The sequence below is a fragment of the Deltaproteobacteria bacterium genome (genome assembly GCA_028818775.1).
In the GTDB taxonomy this organism is placed as follows: domain Bacteria; phylum Desulfobacterota; class Binatia; order UBA9968; family JAJDTQ01; genus JAJDTQ01.
This window is the reverse complement of the sequence record JAPPNE010000107.1, coordinates 27,502-44,958: the sequence shown is the minus strand read 5'-3', so window position 1 is coordinate 44,958 and position 17,457 is coordinate 27,502. Positions and strand designations below refer to the sequence as shown.

At 67.0% G+C, this 17,457-nt stretch carries 15 protein-coding genes and 1 tRNA gene; 8 read left to right on the top strand and 8 right to left on the bottom strand.

What is annotated here, in order from left to right:
* Nucleotides 1–81: 81 nt before the first annotated feature.
* Complete coding sequence (locus tag OXU42_12840; protein ID MDE0030274.1) at nucleotides 82–594, bottom strand: TRAP transporter small permease subunit; 513 nt, start codon at nucleotides 592–594, stop codon at nucleotides 82–84.
* A gap of 291 nt (nucleotides 595–885) precedes the next feature.
* Here OXU42_12840 and OXU42_12835 point away from each other — a divergent pair, with 291 nt between their 5' ends.
* The 4 genes from OXU42_12835 to nbaC all read left to right on the top strand — a co-directional run bounded on the left by OXU42_12835 (nucleotide 886) and on the right by nbaC (nucleotide 4,522).
* A complete protein-coding gene (locus OXU42_12835) occupies nucleotides 886–1,716 on the top strand; it encodes an NAD(P)-dependent oxidoreductase (GenBank protein ID MDE0030273.1) in 831 nt (276 codons plus the stop codon).
* Between the two features lie 31 nt (nucleotides 1,717–1,747).
* The gene (locus OXU42_12830; protein MDE0030272.1) at nucleotides 1,748–2,977 is read left to right on the top strand and encodes a Rieske 2Fe-2S domain-containing protein; all 1,230 of its coding nucleotides are present in this window, start codon (nucleotides 1,748–1,750) and stop codon (nucleotides 2,975–2,977) included.
* A gap of 73 nt (nucleotides 2,978–3,050) precedes the next feature.
* The gene (locus OXU42_12825; GenBank protein MDE0030271.1) at nucleotides 3,051–3,950 is read left to right on the top strand and encodes an NAD(P)-dependent oxidoreductase; all 900 of its coding nucleotides are present in this window, start codon (nucleotides 3,051–3,053) and stop codon (nucleotides 3,948–3,950) included.
* Between the two features lie 29 nt (nucleotides 3,951–3,979).
* A complete protein-coding gene (nbaC, locus tag OXU42_12820; protein MDE0030270.1) occupies nucleotides 3,980–4,522 on the top strand; it encodes a 3-hydroxyanthranilate 3,4-dioxygenase in 543 nt (180 codons plus the stop codon).
* A gap of 4 nt (nucleotides 4,523–4,526) precedes the next feature.
* Here nbaC and coaBC read toward each other — a convergent pair whose 3' ends face one another.
* A complete protein-coding gene (gene coaBC, locus OXU42_12815; GenBank protein ID MDE0030269.1) occupies nucleotides 4,527–5,759 on the bottom strand; it encodes a bifunctional phosphopantothenoylcysteine decarboxylase/phosphopantothenate--cysteine ligase CoaBC in 1,233 nt (410 codons plus the stop codon).
* Between the two features lie 152 nt (nucleotides 5,760–5,911).
* Between coaBC and OXU42_12810 the strand changes: the two genes are divergently transcribed.
* Genes OXU42_12810 through OXU42_12795 form a run of 4 tightly spaced genes read left to right on the top strand, consistent with a single transcriptional unit; the run spans nucleotide 5,912 to nucleotide 11,062 of the window.
* Entirely contained in the window at nucleotides 5,912–6,661 is a 750-nt protein-coding gene (locus OXU42_12810) for a VacJ family lipoprotein (protein MDE0030268.1), read from the top strand.
* Nucleotides 6,662–6,710: 49 nt separating this feature from the next.
* Nucleotides 6,711–7,823 (top strand): deoxyhypusine synthase, encoded by a 1,113-nt coding sequence (gene speY, locus OXU42_12805; protein MDE0030267.1) that lies wholly within the window; start codon nucleotides 6,711–6,713, stop codon nucleotides 7,821–7,823.
* 38 nt (nucleotides 7,824–7,861) lie between these two features.
* The gene (locus OXU42_12800; protein MDE0030266.1) at nucleotides 7,862–9,115 is read left to right on the top strand and encodes a molybdopterin-binding protein; all 1,254 of its coding nucleotides are present in this window, start codon (nucleotides 7,862–7,864) and stop codon (nucleotides 9,113–9,115) included.
* A 12-nt stretch (nucleotides 9,116–9,127) separates the two neighbouring features.
* On the top strand, nucleotides 9,128–11,062 hold the full coding sequence (locus OXU42_12795) for a molybdopterin biosynthesis protein (protein ID MDE0030265.1): 1,935 nt from the start codon (nucleotides 9,128–9,130) through the stop codon (nucleotides 11,060–11,062).
* A 91-nt stretch (nucleotides 11,063–11,153) separates the two neighbouring features.
* Here OXU42_12795 and OXU42_12790 read toward each other — a convergent pair.
* The 6 genes from OXU42_12790 to OXU42_12765 form a co-directional block, all read right to left on the bottom strand.
* Nucleotides 11,154–11,237 (bottom strand) — tRNA-Leu (locus OXU42_12790).
* Nucleotides 11,238–11,294: 57 nt separating this feature from the next.
* Nucleotides 11,295–12,989 (bottom strand): iron ABC transporter permease, encoded by a 1,695-nt coding sequence (locus OXU42_12785; GenBank protein MDE0030264.1) that lies wholly within the window; start codon nucleotides 12,987–12,989, stop codon nucleotides 11,295–11,297.
* 80 nt (nucleotides 12,990–13,069) lie between these two features.
* Nucleotides 13,070–14,155 carry a hypothetical protein gene (locus OXU42_12780; GenBank protein MDE0030263.1) on the bottom strand — a complete coding sequence of 362 codons (1,086 nt, stop codon included), beginning with the start codon at nucleotides 14,153–14,155 and terminating at the stop codon, nucleotides 13,070–13,072.
* 42 nt (nucleotides 14,156–14,197) lie between these two features.
* Complete coding sequence (locus tag OXU42_12775; GenBank protein MDE0030262.1) at nucleotides 14,198–14,515, bottom strand: cupin domain-containing protein; 318 nt, start codon at nucleotides 14,513–14,515, stop codon at nucleotides 14,198–14,200.
* Nucleotides 14,516–14,535: 20 nt separating this feature from the next.
* A complete protein-coding gene (locus OXU42_12770; GenBank protein MDE0030261.1) occupies nucleotides 14,536–15,756 on the bottom strand; it encodes a Rieske 2Fe-2S domain-containing protein in 1,221 nt (406 codons plus the stop codon).
* A gap of 93 nt (nucleotides 15,757–15,849) precedes the next feature.
* A complete protein-coding gene (locus OXU42_12765; protein MDE0030260.1) occupies nucleotides 15,850–17,349 on the bottom strand; it encodes a hypothetical protein in 1,500 nt (499 codons plus the stop codon).
* Nucleotides 17,350–17,457: the final 108 nt, after the last annotated feature.

Below are 17,457 nucleotides of genomic sequence, written 5' to 3'. Positions count from 1 at the left end.
AGGCGAAGGCCACGGGGACCCCGATGGCCATCAGACAGACGACCATGCCCACCAGGAGAGCGAAAGCCCAGTACCATTCCATCACACGTTCTCCCGCACCTCGGTGCGCGAGGTGTACATGGTGTCGATCCCCACGAGAAACCGGAGGAACTCGATGGCGATCATCGTGAACGACACCGGTATGGGCACGAGGAGCAGCCAAAGCGGCTGTGCTTCACCTCGGTAGTCCAGCTCGCCCGAGAGGTACGCGGCGATGGTGAGGTCCGTGGAGTAGTAGATGAAGAAGAGGCAGCAGACGATGCAGACGACATAGACGAACTTCGCCAGCACGTACTGTACGGTCAGCGGCAGAAGCGAAACCAGGGAGTCCACGAACACGTGGCCCTTCATGCGCACCAGCCATGGCGCCCCCAGCATGGTGAACCACAGGAGACCATACTCCACCACGCCCAGGGTGTAGGCGGACGGCTGGAACTTCAGGAGACGTACGAATACGTCGATCACGATCAGCAAGAAGATCAGGAAGATCACGATCTCCGCGCCCATCTTGAAAAGATCCAGGAGCTTTTCGTAAGCCCGCGATATTCTTTGCATCCTGCCTCCACGACGCTTTTGCGGAACCCTTGTTCAACGCGCCCGTAACGGAAATCCTCTGCTTGTATCGCCTTGTTCCCCGGCTGTCAAAGCCGTTTGTGGGGAAATGCGCCTTTCTTGACGAAAAACGCCGCGCGGTGGTACCACCCTGATGTCCCGCGCCGCAAGGACGATCATTGAAACCGAGGCGACGGGGTAACGTGTTTTTGATGCGCAATCGGGCCGGCCGTGTCACGGACGGACGTGAGTTCGGGCCGCGGACCGCGCCGGGGCGCGCACAGGAGGTATACCGTGAGGATTCTGGTCACCGGAGGTCTGGGCAAGATCGGCGGGCACGTCGTGGACGAACTGTTGCGGGGCGAGCACGAGGTGACGGTGCTGGACCGCCTGCCCGGCCCGCGGGACGGCGGCGCGGCCAAGTATCTGGTGGGAGAGGTGCAGGACCTCGGCCAGATGGTGGAAGCGGCCGCCGGTTGCGACGCCGTCATCCACCTGGCCGCGATACACAATCCCCACGTCGCCCCGACAGGCGTGGTGTTCGAGACCAACGTCACCGGCACGTTCAACGCGCACCACGCGGCATTCCGGCTGGGCATCCCGCGCGTCGTGTCCACCAGCAGCAACGCCGCCGTCGGCTGGGCCTACAGCGAAGGCGCGTTCCTGCCCGATTACCTGCCCATCGACGAGGAGCACCCGTGCCGCCCCATCGACGCCTACGGACTGTCGAAGCAGGTGGGCGAGACCATCGCGCACTCCTACGCCCGCAAGGGGGTCGAGTCGGTAGTGATTCGCCCCAGCGGCGTGGTCACGCCCGAGGCGCTCGACGAAATCCGGCGCACCGGCGGGCGCGAGCCCGGCGAATGGCGCGAGTACAGCTACATCGACGTGCGCGACCTCGCCGTGGCGTTCCGGCTGGCGGTGGAGCGGCCGTTGCCCGGCGGCACCGTGATGTTCGTGGTGGCCGACGACAGCACCGTGGCGGAGCCCCTGTGCGATCTCCTGCCGCGACTCAAGCCGGCCATCGGAGACCGCGCTCGAGGGCTCACCGGCACCCGGGGCGTGTTTGCCAACGACCGGGCCAAGGAGCTGCTCGGATGGAAACCGCAGCACACATGGCGCTAGCACCCGGAAACCGGCGTGAGGAGATACAGGCATGGCAGCGCTGACCGCGCGTGATCTCGCCCGGGTGAGCCGGGGGACGCCCGCCGGCGAGTGGTTCCGGCGCTACTGGATGGCGGTGGGCCGCGGCGACGACCTGCGGGACATTCCCATGCGGGTGCGGGTTCTCGGAGAGGACCTGGTGCTGTTCCGCGACGGCGAGGGACGGCTCGGCCTGCTGGGGCTCCACTGTCCGCACCGGGGCACCTCGTTGGAGTACGGCGATGTCGAGCCCTCGGGGCTGCGCTGCCCGTACCACGGCTGGCTTTTCGACGTGGCGGGCGCGTGCCTGGAGCAGCCCGCGGAGCCGCCGGGGAGCGTGTTCCACGAGAAGGTGCGCCACCTCGCCTACCCGGTGCGGGAGCAGGGCGGGCTGATCTTCGCCTACCTCGGGCCGCCGGACCTGGAGCCGCCGTTGCCGCGGTATGCGCCCCTGGCGGAGCCCGGCGGTCAACGGCGCATCGAGGCGGCGCGCCACTACGACTACAACTGGTACAACTTCATCGAGAACGGCGCCGACCCTGCCCACTTCTCCACCCTGCACCTCTCCGATCCGGACGACGGCACCTGGCGGAGCTGGTTCTTCAACGCCAAGGACGTGCCGCCGTTCGATGCCGTGGAGACGGACTACGGCATGAAGGTGGTATCGAACAAGCCCGCCCCCGAGCCGGGCATGAGCTACGTGGACGAGAAAAGCTACGCGCTGCCCAGCGTGATGCAGATCGGCGACACCGAGTTCACCCACTTCAAGGAGCCCAGGGAAGCCCTGGCCCGTGGCTCCAGGAACGCGCACTGGATGTTCATCACGCCGGACGACGATGACCACTTTACGCTGTACACGGTGGACCACTACACCGGGCCGGATCCCGACTTCATGGCCAAGCTGGCGCCGTCCCGACGGCCGGTGGCCACCGCGGAAAAGCCCGAGCACGACCGCCGGCCGCTGTCGCCGTTTCGGGGCAGCGTGCGCCTCGAGGACATCATGACCCAGTCCACCCAAGGCAATGTCGCCGGCCGCGAGGAACGGTTGGCGGCGTCCGACAAGGGCATCATCCTCCAGCGCCGCATCATCCTGAACGCCGTCGCGCGGGCGCAGCAGGGGTTGCGGCCGCAAGGGGTACTTTCGCCGGAGGAGAGCGACCGGCTGATACGCATGGACTCGTTCACGGGAATCCGGACCTACCCGCCGAAGCCGGACGCGGAGAACGGCGCCCCGTCCGAATGATCCCGTGCCGAACCGGCATTCGAAATGACCCGACAGGACACCACCGGATGAGGCGGCATCGAAAGGCCGCGGCATGAAGGTCGCCGTCACGGGCAGCGCCGGGAGGCTGGGGCGATACGTGACCGAGTTGCTGTCGCGCCAAGGGTACACCGTCGTGCCGCTGGACCTGGCCGGCAACGACGGCTCCAAGCCGGAGGAACCAACCTGCCCGGATGCCGTGGACCTGACCGACCCGGAGGCGGTGCAACGAGCGTTCGCAGGCGCGGAGGCGGTGATCCACCTCGCGCGCGAACGCTTCCCCTACACTGAGCAGGGCCTGTTCGACCCAGCCACCGGGACCTGGAAGACCCCGGACGTCGCCGGCGACAGCCTGCGTTTCCAGCGCAACGTCGCCATGACCTACAACGTCCTCGCCGCGGGCGCGTCGCTCGGCATCCGCAGGCTCGTCATCGGCTCCAGCCTGGCCGTGTACGGCCTGTACTATCCCTTGCGCCCCGTTCTTCCCGACTACCTTCCCATCGACGAGAAGCACCCGCGACGGCCTCAGGACCCCTACGGCCTGTCCAAGCTGGCGGGCGAGGCGTTGTGCGACGGTTTCGCCCAAGGCAGCGGCGCGCGCATCGCCAGCCTGCGCTTCGCCGGCATTGCCGACGAACGCGTCTACCAGCGGCTCAGGAAACGCCGCGAGGATCCCATGAGCCGCGGGGTCGGCAGCTTCTGGAGCTACGTCGACGTGCGCGACGCGGCCGCGGCCTGCCGTCTGGCCCTGGAAGCGGACTTCGAAGGTCACGAGGCCTTCAACATCTGCGCGCCCACGACTTATCTGATCATGCCCACCCAGGCGCTGCTCGAACGGCATCTTCCGGGCGTTCGAACGGTGGCTTTCCAGGCGGATGGGAACTGTTGTGGTTACGCTTCGGACAAGGCGCGGAAGAGTCTGGGGTTCAGCCCGCGCCACGGACCCGACGGCTGACCCCCGCGCCGTGTCGGAAAGGAGACCCCATGTTCCCACACCTCACCCGCTTCAATCTCAAGCAATGGATCGACGACAACCGCGGCGACTGGGGCCGGCGCCGGGTCATCTGGGAGGACTCGGACTTCATCGCCTTCGTGACCCGTGGCCCCAATACCCGCACCGACTTCCACGTCAATCCGGGCGACGAGATATTCTACCAACTCGAAGGCGAGTTGAACCTCCATTACCTCACCCCCGAGCACAAGCCGGAAGTCGCCGTTCTTCAGGAGGGCGAGATGTTTCTGTTGCCGGCTCTGGTGCCGCATTCGCCGCGCCGGGAGGACGGCTCCTACACCCTGGTGGTGGAGCGGGTGCGCCGCCCGGACGAGATCGACGGCTTCATCTGGGTGTGCGGCAAGTGCACCCACACGCTCTACGAGACCACGGCCCGGTTCAATGAACCCGCGGACACGGTGCAGAAAGCCTACGAAGTCATGGCCGCGGACGAGTCCCTGCGCCGCTGCACCCAATGCGGACATACCGAGGCGCCGGTCCGAAGCGAAGGACCGGCCCATGTCTGGAAAGGTTAGAGCCTCACGCCGTACGGCGCCGGGACGGGCTCTTGATGCGGCGGGGGGATTGTTTCTTGTACTGGAGGTACCAGTCGTAGACGCGGTCGGCCACCGCGTCCTTGCTCATGAGGGGGAGCGGGATGGCGGTGCCGTCGCGGCCGAGCAGCGTGACCACGTTGGTGTCCACGTCGAAACCGCTGCCCGCCTGGGTGACGTCGTTGGCCACCAGCAGGTCGAGGTTTTTCTTCTCGAGCTTGGCGCGGGCGTTGGCGAGCAGGGACTCGGTTTCGGCGGCGAAGCCCACCACGACCTGGTGACGTTTGCGGGCGGCCAGCTCGGCCACGATGTCGGGGTTGGGCACGAACTCCACGCTGAGGGAGCCGTCGCCGCGCTTCATCTTCTGAGCCGCGGCCGCGTGCGGCCGGTAGTCCGCCACCGCGGCCGCCATGAAGACCGCGGTGGCGGATTCGAACTCCGCCAGCACGGCCCCGCGCATCTCTTCGGCCGTGACCACGGGGACGGTCCTGACGCCGGTGGGTGGCGCCAGCGCCGTAGGTCCGCTCACCAGCGTCACCTGGGCGCCGCGCCGCGCCGCCGCCCGCGCCAGCGCGTACCCCATCTTGCCGGACGAGCGGTTGGAGAGGTACCGGACGGGGTCCAGCGGCTCCCGGCTCGGGCCGGCGGTGACCACGATGTGCTCGCCCGCAAGGTCCTTGGACCGTAACAGCGCGCGGATCTCCTCGACGATGACCGCCGGCTCCGGAAGCCGGCCCTTGCCCTCGTAGCCGCACGCCAGGGAGCCCGACGCGGTCTCCATGACGTGGTACCCGGCGCCGCGCAGCTTCGCCAGATTGGCCTGCACCAAGGGATGCGCCAGCATGTGCACGTTCATGGCGGGCGCCACCAGCACGGGCGCCTGGGTGGCCAGGACCACGGTGGTGAGTAGGTCGTCGGCAATGCCGGCGGCGAGCTTGCCGATGACGTTGGCGGTGGCGGGGGCGATCACCAGCAGGTCGGCGCTGTCGGCCAGGTCGATGTGGCCGATCTCCGATTCCTGGGTCAGGCTGAAGAGGTCGGTGGCCACGGGCGCGCCCGACAGGGTCTGGAAGCTCAGCGGCATGACGAACTCCGCGGCTCCCCGTGTCATCACCACGCGGACGGAGCACGAATCCTGGACCAGGAGCCGCACCAGTTCAAGCGCCTTGTAGCAGGCGATGCCCCCTGTCACGCCCAGGACGATGTTTCGCTTTTCCACGGTCCCGTCTTCCCGGGTGCGTTGCGCACGCGACCCGAAGGTCAAGGTATCCCATCGACGGGCGGTTTTCAAACCGGAATACATTGGCGGGGGGCGCTTGATTTCGAACGCGCCAATGCTATTCTAATGCCACTTCCTGCCCCGCCACACTCATGAAAAATTTACGGCTGCCCTTTCTGTTGCTGCTGCTCCACCTGAGCCTCGTCCAACCCGCCGCCTCCCAGGAGGAACCCGCCGGCGCCGCTGGAGGCGACGCACCCGTTCGCGACGAACTGGCAACGCGCGATCAGCACTACGACCGCATCGAGTGGTTCAATGAGCGAATGTTTCTGTTCAACAGCGCTTTCGACCGTTTTGTGTTGAAACCCGTGGCCCTTACCTACGGCTCCGTTCTTCCCTCACCGGCACAGAGGGGGGTCCGCAATGCCATCGACAACCTCGACGTGGTGCGGAAGGTGGTCAACAACACGCTCCAGGGAAAGCCCCTCAGCGCCAGCCGGGAGATTGCCCGTTTCGTCGTCAACAGCACCCTGGGCATAGCGGGCATCTTCGACATGGCCACGAAGTTGGGACTGGAACCGAGCGATCAGGACATGGGGATCACGCTGGGCGTCTACGGGTTCAGCCACGGCGCCTATCTCGTGCTGCCGCTCTTGCCTCCGACCACGATCCGGGACGGATTGGGAATGGCCGCCGATGCGTTCATGAGTCCCCTGCAGTATTTCACGCCCTACTACGTCCCCCTGTCCGTCCGCGCCACCGACATCGTGAACAACCGCGCCCTCGACAACAATGTCTACGAGGAGCTGGAGCGCAGCATCGACCCTTACAGCTCGGCGCGCAACGCCTACATGCAACTCCGGCAGCGCAAGCTCCGGACGGCGCGCGAATCGGAGTACTAGCCCGCTGCGCGGCAGGACCGCGGCAGACCGGACCTCCGGTGACGAAGCCATGAGCAAACCATCCCTTCTTTCAGGCCGGAAAATCGATCCCCGCCCCATCGACGCCGCCACCAGCATCGTCGATCTTGTCGACGACAACTTCGTCTCCTACAACAGCGGACGCTTGCGGGAGGCCTGTCAGCTCTTCACCGAGAAGATCCTGGCGGACGACGTGACCGTGGGGCTCAGCATCACCGGGGCGCTGACGCCGGCGGGGCTGGGCATGACGGCGTTCATTCCGCTCATCGAGCGCGGCTTCGTCGACTGGATCGTCAGCACCGGCGCCAACCTCTACCACGACACCCACTTCGCCATCGGCCTGTCCATGCACCGCGGCACCTTCGACGCCGACGATGTGGACCTGCGCGAACAGGGCGTGGTGCGCATCTACGACATCTTCTTCGACTACGACGTCCTCATCTCCACCGACGACTTCTTCCGGGAAGTCCTCAAGGCGCCGGAGTTCCAGAAGGAGATGGGCACTGCGGAGATGCACTACCGCGTCGGCCGCTATCTGGACGAACGCGAGAAGATCCTGGGACTGGAGCGGCGCTCGCTCCTGGCCGCCGCCTACCGGGGCGGCGTGCCGGTGTACACCTCTTCGCCCGGGGACAGCTCCATCGGCATGAACGTGGCGGCCCTGGCGCTCAAGGGCAACGGCCTGCGCTTCGACGTGTCGCGCGACGTCAACGAATCCGCCGCCCTGGTGCTCGAGGCCAAGCGGCGCGGCGGGCGCAGCGCCGCGGTGATCCTCGGCGGCGGCTCGCCCAAGAACTTCCTGCTCCAGACCGAGCCGCACATCCAGGAAGTCCTGGGGCTGGAGGAAAAGGGCTTCGACTACTTCATCCAGATCACCGACGCGCGCGTGGACACGGGCGGCCTGTCGGGGGCGACGCCGGCCGAGGCGGTGAGCTGGGGCAAGGTGGACCCGGACCAACTGCCCGACTCCGTGGTCTGCTACGTCGACAGCACCATCGCTTTGCCCCTGATGACCGCCTATGCCATTCACAAGCACGCGCCGCGCAAGCTGAAACGCCTCTACGACACACGGGAGGAAGCGCTGGAGCACATCGCCGCCGAGATCCGCGAGAAGTTCGGCAACGTGCCGCTGGCGCAGCGCTGAATGCCCGGCCACCGGCCGGCGCCCACCGCACTGGCAACATGGGCACCACGAGCAACCCCAAGGCCTTCTTCAAGGTCGTGACGCCGGCCGAAGCCTTGGAGACCGTTCGCCAGGCGGCCCCCGTGGATGCCGAGGTCGTGCGCACGACCGAGGCGCGGGGCCGGGTACTTGCCGAGGACCTCTACTCGCAGGTGGACCTCCCCCACTTCAACCGGGCCGGCATGGACGGCTACGCGGTCATCGCGCGGGATACGTTCGGCGCCAGTCCCGCCCTGCCCGCCTACCTGAGGCTTGTGGGGGCTGTGGAAATGGGAGAGGAGGCCACGCGCCGCCTGGGCGCGCGCGAGGCCGTGCGCATCTCCACCGGCGGCATGCTTCCGCCCGGCAGCGATGCCGTTGTCATGGTGGAACACACGGAGGAGACGGGCGACGGCGCGGTGGAGATATACCGGGCCGCCTCTCCCTGGCTCAACGTCATCCAGGTGGGCGACGACATCCGCAAGGGCGAACCGGTGTTCGCGCGCGGCCGGAGACTACGCGCCCACGATCTCGGGGCGCTTACGGGTATCGGGATCGCGTCGGTGTCCGTGTACCGGAGACCGCGCGTGACGCTCATCTCCACCGGCGACGAGATCGTCGCGGTGGACCGGGAGCCTCGCCCCGGACAGGTGCGGAACATCAATCAGCATTCGTTGGCCGGCCTCATCGCCGAATGCGGCGCCGAACTCAAGGACCTCGGCGTGGTGCCCGACCAACCGGAGGCGTTGCACGCCGCGCTGACCGAGGGCCTCGGCTGGGGCGACCTGGTGCTGCTCTCGGGCGGCAGCTCCATGGGCACGCGGGACATGGCGGTGGAGGTGATCCGCTCGCTGCCCGATTCCCGGATCTTCTTCCACGGCATCTCCGTAAGCCCTGGCAAGCCTACCATCTATGCCCATGCCGCGGGGAAGCCCGTGTTGGGACTTCCCGGGTACCCGGTGTCGGCGCTGGTGATCTTCGACCTGTTCGCCGCCCCGCTGATCCGCGCGCTGTCGGGCGAGAGCACGCTAAGCGTGCAAACGGGACGCAACACGGTCCGGGCGGCGATGGACACCAATGTTTCGTCGCAGACCGGCCGCGAAGACTACGTACGCGTCACCCTCGAAAGACGCGGCGACACGGTATACGCCGCGCCACTGCCCAGCAAGTCCGGCGCCATCTTCACCCTGGTCAAGGCCGACGGCATGGTGTGCATCGACCTCAACAGCGAGGGACTGGAGCAGGGCGAGGAGGTGGAGGTGCTGCTTTTCTGATAACGTGGGCCGATGGCGCGGAAACGGTACCTAAAGAAGACTCCACTGGAGGACGCACGTGCCCTCTTCCTGAGCCGCGTCGACGAAACCCTGCTGGAGGACGAGACGGTGGCGGTGGCCGGCGCGCTCCACCGGGTCACCGCCGAGCCGGTGTTCGCGAAGATGTCCTCGCCGCACTACCACGGCTCGGCCATGGACGGCATCTGCGTACGCGCGGAAGACACCTTCGGAGCGACGGAGTTCACCCCGCGCGAGCTGCGGTTGCTCGCGGACGAGGGGGATCCGCAAGGCCGGTTCGCCTACCTGGACACCGGCCAGCCTTTGCCGTCCTGGGCCAATGCGGTGATCATGATCGAGAACGTGCGCGAGACCGGCGGCGCCACCGTGTCCATCGATCAGGCGGCGACCCCGTGGCAGAACGTACGGCTGGTGGGAGAGGACGTGGTGGCCACCGAGCTGCTGCTGCCGCGCAACCACCGGCTGCGGCCCTACGACCTCGGCGCCATCCTGGCGGCCGGCCATACCACTGTACGCGTCAAGGCGCGCCCGCGGGTGGCCGTCATCCCAACCGGCGACGAGATCACCGTACCGGGAGACGCGGCGCGGCCAGGTGAGATCATCGACTTCAACTCCACGGTGCTGGGGGGCATGGTGACGGAGTCCGGCGGCACGCCGGCGGTCTTTGCCGCGGTCCCCGACGACCCCGCGCTACTGAGACAGGCCCTCGCTGAAGCGTTGAAGGACCACCACATCGTAGCGCTCATCGCCGGCTCCTCCGCCGGCGCGCACGACTTCACCGCCGAGGTGGTGGACGACGCGGGCGAGCTTCTGGTGCACGGCATCGAAGTCATGCCCGGGAAGCCGGCCGTGCTGGGAGTGGCCGGCGGCAAGCCCGTCATCGGCATTCCCGGCTATCCGGTATCGGCCATCGTCATCGCCCGTGAGATCCTGCAGCCCGCGCTCGCACGGCTGCTGGGCGCGGGCGCGGCATCCCCTCCTAAGGTACGCGCCGTGGCGCCGCGCAAGATCCCCTCCAGGCTCGGGCTGGAGGAATTCGTCCGCGTGACCCTGGGGCGGGTGGAGAAACGGCTGGTGGCCGTGCCGCTGGCGCGCGGCGCCGGCGTCATCAGCACCATGGTGCGCGCCGACGGATTCCTGCGCATACCGGGTATGGTGGAAGGGATCAACGCCGGCGAGGAGGTCGACGTCGAATTGCTGCGCGCGCCGGACGAAGTGGAGCACACCATCCTGTGCACCGGCAGCCACGACCTCTCCATCAGCGTGCTGGAAGACCAGCTCAAGCGCCGCGATCCGCGCCTCAAGATCGCCGACGCCAACGTCGGCAGCCTGGGGGGACTGCACGCCATCCGCCGCGGCGAGACCCACATGGCCGGCACCCACCTGCTGGACCCCGATACCGGCAGCTACAACGTCCCGGACATCCAGCGGGTGTTGCCGAGCGTGCCCGTCGTGCTCGTGCACTGCGTCAAGCGCCGCCAGGGCCTGCTGGTGCCGCGCGGCAATCCCATGGGACTGTCGGGCATCGCCGACCTGGGAAGACCCGACCTGCGCTTCGTCAACCGCCAGCCCGGCTCCGGCACCCGGGTGCTGCTGGACTTCGAGCTGGCGCGTCTCGGCGTGGACCCGGCCGCGATACAGGGGTACGAGCACGAGGAGTTCACCCACATGGCGGTAGCCGTGGCGGTGGCCAGCGGCCTCGCGGACACCGGCCTGGGCATCCTTTCCGCGGCCGAGGCGCTGGGGCTCGACTTCATCCCGGTGGGCGACGAGCAGTACGACCTGCTGCTGCTGCGGTCGTTCCACGAATCGCCTGCAGGCGCCACCCTGCTGGCGGTGCTCAGGTCCGGGGAGTTCAGGGATGCGATGGAGTCCCTCGGCGGCTATGACACCAGCGCCGCCGGAGAAGTGCTCTACGAGCAGGGGTAGAGGCGCCGCACGCGCCCTTCGACTTCGCGCCGCTGGCGCGGCGCTACGCTCAGGACGAACGGGTTGGTCCCCGCAGGGTGCCGGATGGGAGTGCCGGGAGCCGGACTTGAACCGGCACGGGCTTACGCCCGCGGAATTTTAAGTCCCGCGTGTCTACCCATTCCACCATCCCGGCGCAAGCCGTTTCCATAACTTAGCGCCCTTTCTTCGTCAACCAAACCCTGCCCGGCGTTCACGACTCCTGCCGCCGGTTCATGCGCGCCACCAGCCAGCGCCCGCCCACCGTCAGCAGCGCCAGCGCGATGATCAACAATACCCCCAACGCCGAGGTCTGCCCCGGGTCGCCGTCCTCCCAGGTGCGCCACATGATCACGGACAGCACCCAGTTCTCGCGCGTGGCCAGGATCAACGGCACGGAGAAGTTCCGAAGGGCATGCGAGGCCACCCAGATCCAGCCGCCGATGAACGCGGGCAGCACAAGGGGCAGGACGATGCGCCGCATGAGAGTGAGCCACTTCGCGCCCGACACATGGCTCGCCTCCTCCAGCTCCGCGTGCACCTGGGCCAGCGCACCGCTCATGGCGCGTCCGCCGAAGGCAATGTAGCTCACGGTCAGCCCCAGGACGATGATCCACACGGTGCCGTATAGGCCCAGCCCGTCGAGGGGTGGTTGGAGATAGAGGAACATGAACGCCAGGGCGATGATCACGCCGGGCAGCGCGTGGGGCAGGAACGTGACCGCATCGAGAAACGTCCGTCCCCGGAACCGCTTGCGGATGACGACCCATGCCGCCACCAGGGAAAGCAGCATGGTCAAGGTGGCCGCGCCCAGGGCCACCACGATGGTGTTGCGCGTGGCGTCCCAGACGTCGCTGTCGGTCAGGATGTCGCGGTAGTGCTGCAGCGACAGGTCGGGCAACAGCTCCCAGGAAGGCGTCATGTACACCGGCAGCAGCGAGCTCCAGAGCAGCACGAAGCTGGGCGCCGCGATGGTCAGGGCGAAGTACGCGAAAAAGGCGCCGAACGCCACGTAGCGCCACCTGCCCAGCGGCATGAGGCGCGGACGGTAGCCCTTGCCGGTGATGGTGACGAAGCGCCCTTCCTGCCGCATGGCGTAGCGGTAGGCGTACACCAGCAGGATGCTGACCAGCAGGAAGCTCGCGCCGAGGGCTGCGGCCAAACCGTACTCGGGGGGCGTGAAGCGCTGCGTGGTGAAATAGATATAGGTCGGGAACACGTGGATGCGCGCCGGCAGGCCGATGATCAGCGGGATCTCCAGCGACTCCAGGTGGGTCATGAAGCTGTACATGGTGGCGCCGAAGATGGCCGGGGTCAGCAGCGGGAGGAAAATGCCGAAAAAGGTCCGGCGGCCCGAGGCGCCGGCGACCCGCGCCGCCTCCTCCAGGCTCGGGTCCATGGCCCTGAACGCCCCCACCATGATCAGGAACGTGGTGGTGACGCCGCGCAGGCCCTCCAGCAGGACCATGCCCCACAGGCTATAGATGTTCAGCGGCCCGCTGGCGACCTCCACCCCGAACCATCCCAGCACGTCCCGCATCCACACGTTGAAGAGGCCGATCTGCGGTGACAGGAGAAACGTCCACGACACGGCGAAGAGCAGTCCGGGTATCGCCATGGGCACCAATATCAGCCCCCAGGCGACGTTGCGGAACGGCATGTCGGTGCGCTCCGTGAGGAACGCGAAGAGGGTCGCCAAGCCGACGGAGATGACCGTGCTGAACCCGGCCAGCAACGCCGTGTTGAAGAACATCGAGTAGGTCTGCGGCGTCGAATAGGCGGTGAGGTAGTGCTCGACGGTGAAGCCGCCGGGTTCCCAGGGATTGCCAAGCCTAAGGCTGAAGATGATGAGCGTGCCCAGAGGCACGAGCACGAGCCAAAGGAGCAGCGCAACGCTCAGCACGACCACGAAGTGCTCGCGCCCCCAACTCAGCCAGCCCGGTGCGCGGCCGGAAACGGTGGATGTAATGGGTGCCGCCGTCCCCGACCTTATTTCTTCTTCTTGGCCGCGGGGAGCCCCAGCAACTCCTGGAACTCACGGTTGTACTCGTCCCACTTGAGCGCGCACTTGGCGCCGCAGATGGCGATGTACTTGCCCTTGGCCAGGGGATACTTCTTGGATATGGGATCCCAAGGGAACCCGCGGTAGGCGTAGTTCTCAAGCACTTCCTGCCCGCCGGTGGATATCCACACCGCCCAGAGCTGGGTGGTGGCCGGCGTCTGCGACCACTTGGCCACGTAGAGCCGGGTGCCGATCTCCAACGGAACCGGATCAGGCAGCGCGAACTTGAGGTTCTTCACTCCCCGGTCGATCATGCGGTTGGCCGTGTGGTAGTTGACCGCGCACGCCACGGGAAATTCTCCGGAAGCCACCCGGCGCAGTATGGTTCCCTGTCCCTGGGCCGGCACGATGTCGTTGGCGACCAGTTTCTCGATCCACTGAAGGTGCTTCTCGCGCGTCTTGGGATCGTGCTGGAAGGCCTGCAGCTTGTTGCGCGTGTCGATCAGCGCCCTGCCCTTCCACATGGGGTCGTGGCACGCCTCCCAGGTCGTGGGCTCCTTGCCCTTGGGCACAAGCGTGGGGTTCCACGCGTTGCCCCGCACGTTGCCCGTGGTGGAGAGGAAATTGCCCTCCGGGTCCATCCCCCTGGGGTCCAGTTTCGCCCAGCCGGCGGGGGTGTGCTTCGCGAGTTCCTCGTAGCTGAACGGAGGCTTCACGAACGCGCCCTCCTTCCAGTACTGGGCCTGGAACTCGCTGGCGATGTGCATGATGTCGTAGGGCGGGTTCTTTCCCTGCTTGAACTGGATGAGGAACTGCCCGAACGGCCCGATGCCCACCTCGCGCTTGTAGGAAATCTCCTTGATGAACGGGTAGGCCTTGCTGAAGGCCGGCAGCACGTTCTTGGTATCCGGCTTGGGCCAGTCCAGGGACATGCGGAGCTTGCCGCCGGTCTTGGCCATCTCCGCCTTGGACGCGGCCACGAGCTGCTCGTAGGCGTTGGCTCCGTATGCGGATTGCGCCGCGAAGAGAAAGAGCCCGACCGTCATGAACGCGCACAAATTGCGAATCTTCATCGTCGTTTCCCCTTTCCTGTCAATATACTGTCTACCGTCCGGTCACTTCTGGAACGCTTCGGCATAACGCAGCACCTTGACCCCCTTGGGCGCGCGCGTGGGACCGTAGGGCGTGCCCCCCTCGATGAACACGCACGAGCCCGCGGTGTAAAGGGTGTCGCCGATCTCCACCTCCCCTTCGAGCACGTAGAACATTTCGTTGAACGGATGGCTGTGCACCGGAATGTCCGTATCGGGACCCCAGTGCCGGATCATGATGGACGGGCCGCCGTCCCGCTCGTTGCGGTAGAGATACTTCGTTTCGCCCCGCGCGGTCTTGACCATTTCCGCGCTCTTCTCGTTGACGTGGTGGACGGCCATCTTGCCGCTCTCCCTTCTCCTTACGATGACGCCGAACCCTCAAGCTCCTGTCGTTCGGCGTGAGAAACCCATCGCTCGTAGGCCGTGATGACCACATTCTCATTCTTCGCGGGATCGCGAAAGACATTCTTGGGGTCGCGCCCGAGCCGCACGTTCTCCATCTCCCTCAAGTACATGTTGCGCAGGCGGATGATGCCGTCGTCGATGGTGGGCCCGAGGTTCTCGTTTTCCCGGTCCACCACCGGGCCGAGGCTGTCCACCACCATGCCGTCCTCGATGAAGTGGAGCGGCGGGATCTCGTAGCCGAGCACCGGATTGTCGGAGTCCCGGTACTCCTTGTAGGGCTGGATGAAGTCCTCGGGCGGCTTCCAGCGCTTGCTGAACGGGTCGCCTTCGTACTTGCCGGGATTGTCCGCGGGCTTGAAGCGCACGCGCATCAGCAGCGTATGTGTGTCGTCGATGGGCACGCTCCAGCGCGCGGCCGACACCGGCGTGCCGCCGGAAGGCCCCTTGAGATAGCGCCCGCCGCTGCCGCCGCAGCTTATGCCCGGCATCAGCAGGTGATGCTCGCGGTAGTTGAACTCACCGGCCTTGTCGGACTTGCGGTAGGCCTTGTAGACGAGCCCCCACTCCGTTTCCTCGAATCCCAGGTCGGGCTCGGTGCTGGCGATGTCCGGCCACGCGCCGCCGTGGGTGAAGCTCGGGTGCACGGGGTCGAGGCCGTTCTCCACGCACTGGAGCCAGTTGCAGTCCTGAAGACCCTGCACCGTGACGTAGGTCTCGCCGTCGCCCACGAGGAAGTCGTAGCGGGGAAGGAGCGGCGCGGGCTCGGGGCCGAGATAAGCGAAGACGAGGCCGCCCAGTTCCTCCACCGGATAGGCGAGCTGGCGGATGCCGTCCTTGAGCGTGCTCTCCGGGGGCTCTCCGGGAGTCTGCAGGAGACGGCCCTCGACGTCGTAGAGCCACCCGTGGTACCGGCAGCGCAGGCCGCCCGCTTCCACGTCCCCCAAGCACAGGTTCGCGCGCCGGTGCGCACAGTACGCTCCCAGCACCCCGGCCCGGCCCCTGCCGTCCCGGAACAGTACCAAGTCCTCGCCCATCACCCGGATGAACGTGGGCTTGTCCTTCAGGTGCGCGGAGATGCCCACCGGCCACCAGTAACGCCGGAGCAACTCGCCCATGGCAGTGCCCCGCCCGGTCTGGGTGAGGAGCGCGTTCTCCTCCCGCGTCGTCATCGCCATGGTGAACCACCTCCCGTCCGGTCCAGTGTGTCAGCCGGAGTCAGTTCACCTATAGGCCAAGTGTTCGCGGCGCGTCAACGGTCGACAGGCGCGCTAACGCCGGCCCGCGAAGCCTGCCGTGAGGTCCTCGCGCTCGACGACACCGCCCATTCCCTGGCGGGCGTCCCCGAAGAATGCGGCGGTGACTTGGCCGCCGTCGCCGTCAGTGCTCACCAAGCTGCTTCCGCGCACGCGGACCCGGTAGTTGATCTCGCCGTCGCCCAACGGGGCGCCGGTGCCGACTTCGCCCGGTGGCTGTCCCTTCGGCCAAGACTCCAACGCCGTGACCCGGAGCACGCCGTCGAGGGTATCGGATCCAACCGCGAGATAGGCTGCACCGCCTACCAGCTCGCCGTCCGGGGTGAATCCCAAGACACGGCCCGTCCAGGTCGTCTTCCCGGAGAGAGGCCTGTCTTCCGCGGCATGGGTGCGCGACGCGGGTCCCGCGGCCCATGCCCGCGCCAGGCCGTTCCGGCGCCCGGCGCCGAACGCCACCGCCGCGCCTGCCGGACCCAACTCCCCCAGGACGTGCGTCGAGGTGTCCTCCCAGGACTCCAGGGCGCGGGCGATGTCCTTGGGCATCGCGCCGGGCGCGAGCCTTCCGTGGACGGCGAGAAGGACCTCGCGGTCCAGCGGATCGAGTATCTCGCCCGGACTCACCGGTCCGTACACGGGACGCATGACCGATTCGGGGAACCGCTCGGGGTCGGCGTGATGGCGCCCGAGCACGTGCAAAATCTCGTGCGCCAGGACATGCAGACGGTTTTCGCCCGCGGCTCGCGCCGGGTCCATCCACACTTGGCCCGCCCAATGGGAGCGACGGTGCTCACCCGTACCGCGCCTCAAGACCCAGCCGTCGAACTCGCCCTGCCCCGAAACGTGCGGAGCCTCCGCCGCGCGTTCGGCCCCGAGCCATACTTCCGCCGGCGCGAACCGGACGAAGATCTCCCCGTTCGGTATGGGAGGCCGATCACACGGGACATCCTCACACTTGAACGTGCCGAATCCTTCGGCGACCTCGCGCGGGATGAGAACGCCGTCGAACCTCAACCGGTGCTGCCGCGGCAGGGCCGCGTTGATCCACTGCACCGCGCGCACCGTATGATCGACCATTTCCGGAGTCGCTCCCTCGACCACGCGGACGGTCATCCTCACGCGGTGCGGCTTGCGGATGCCGGAAGTCTCCTCGGCTTCGGCCGTGAGATACTCGATCAGCCTGCGCGCGCCCGCGCCGTCGGCGACATGGCCGTACGCCACCCGGACGTTTCCATGCTCACCCACGACGTCGAGGGATCCCGGTGCGGGCGCTACGCCCGGGTTCACGTGCAGTGAGTCGTCAAGATGGATCGTGGGCGCGTAGACCGCGTCAGACGGACGTTGCAGCGGTAGCGCGGGAGCGCTTCCCGGCCGGACGCCGGGTGGCGCCGTGGAGTCGGCCGGGGCCGGCGGCGGTTCACCTCCCGCCCCGCGTAGCCACAAGCCGGCGCCGCCAAGAGACAGGACCGCCACAAACGCGGCGACCACGGACAGGGACATGGTTCCACGCACCTTCATGGTTTCCGCGATCGACCTCTTCGTGTGAAAGATCCTGATCGATTGCGATGGCGCCCTTCCACCTCGCTTCGTCAGGAGTCCCGTAACCGTTCGTCCTGAGCGTAGCGA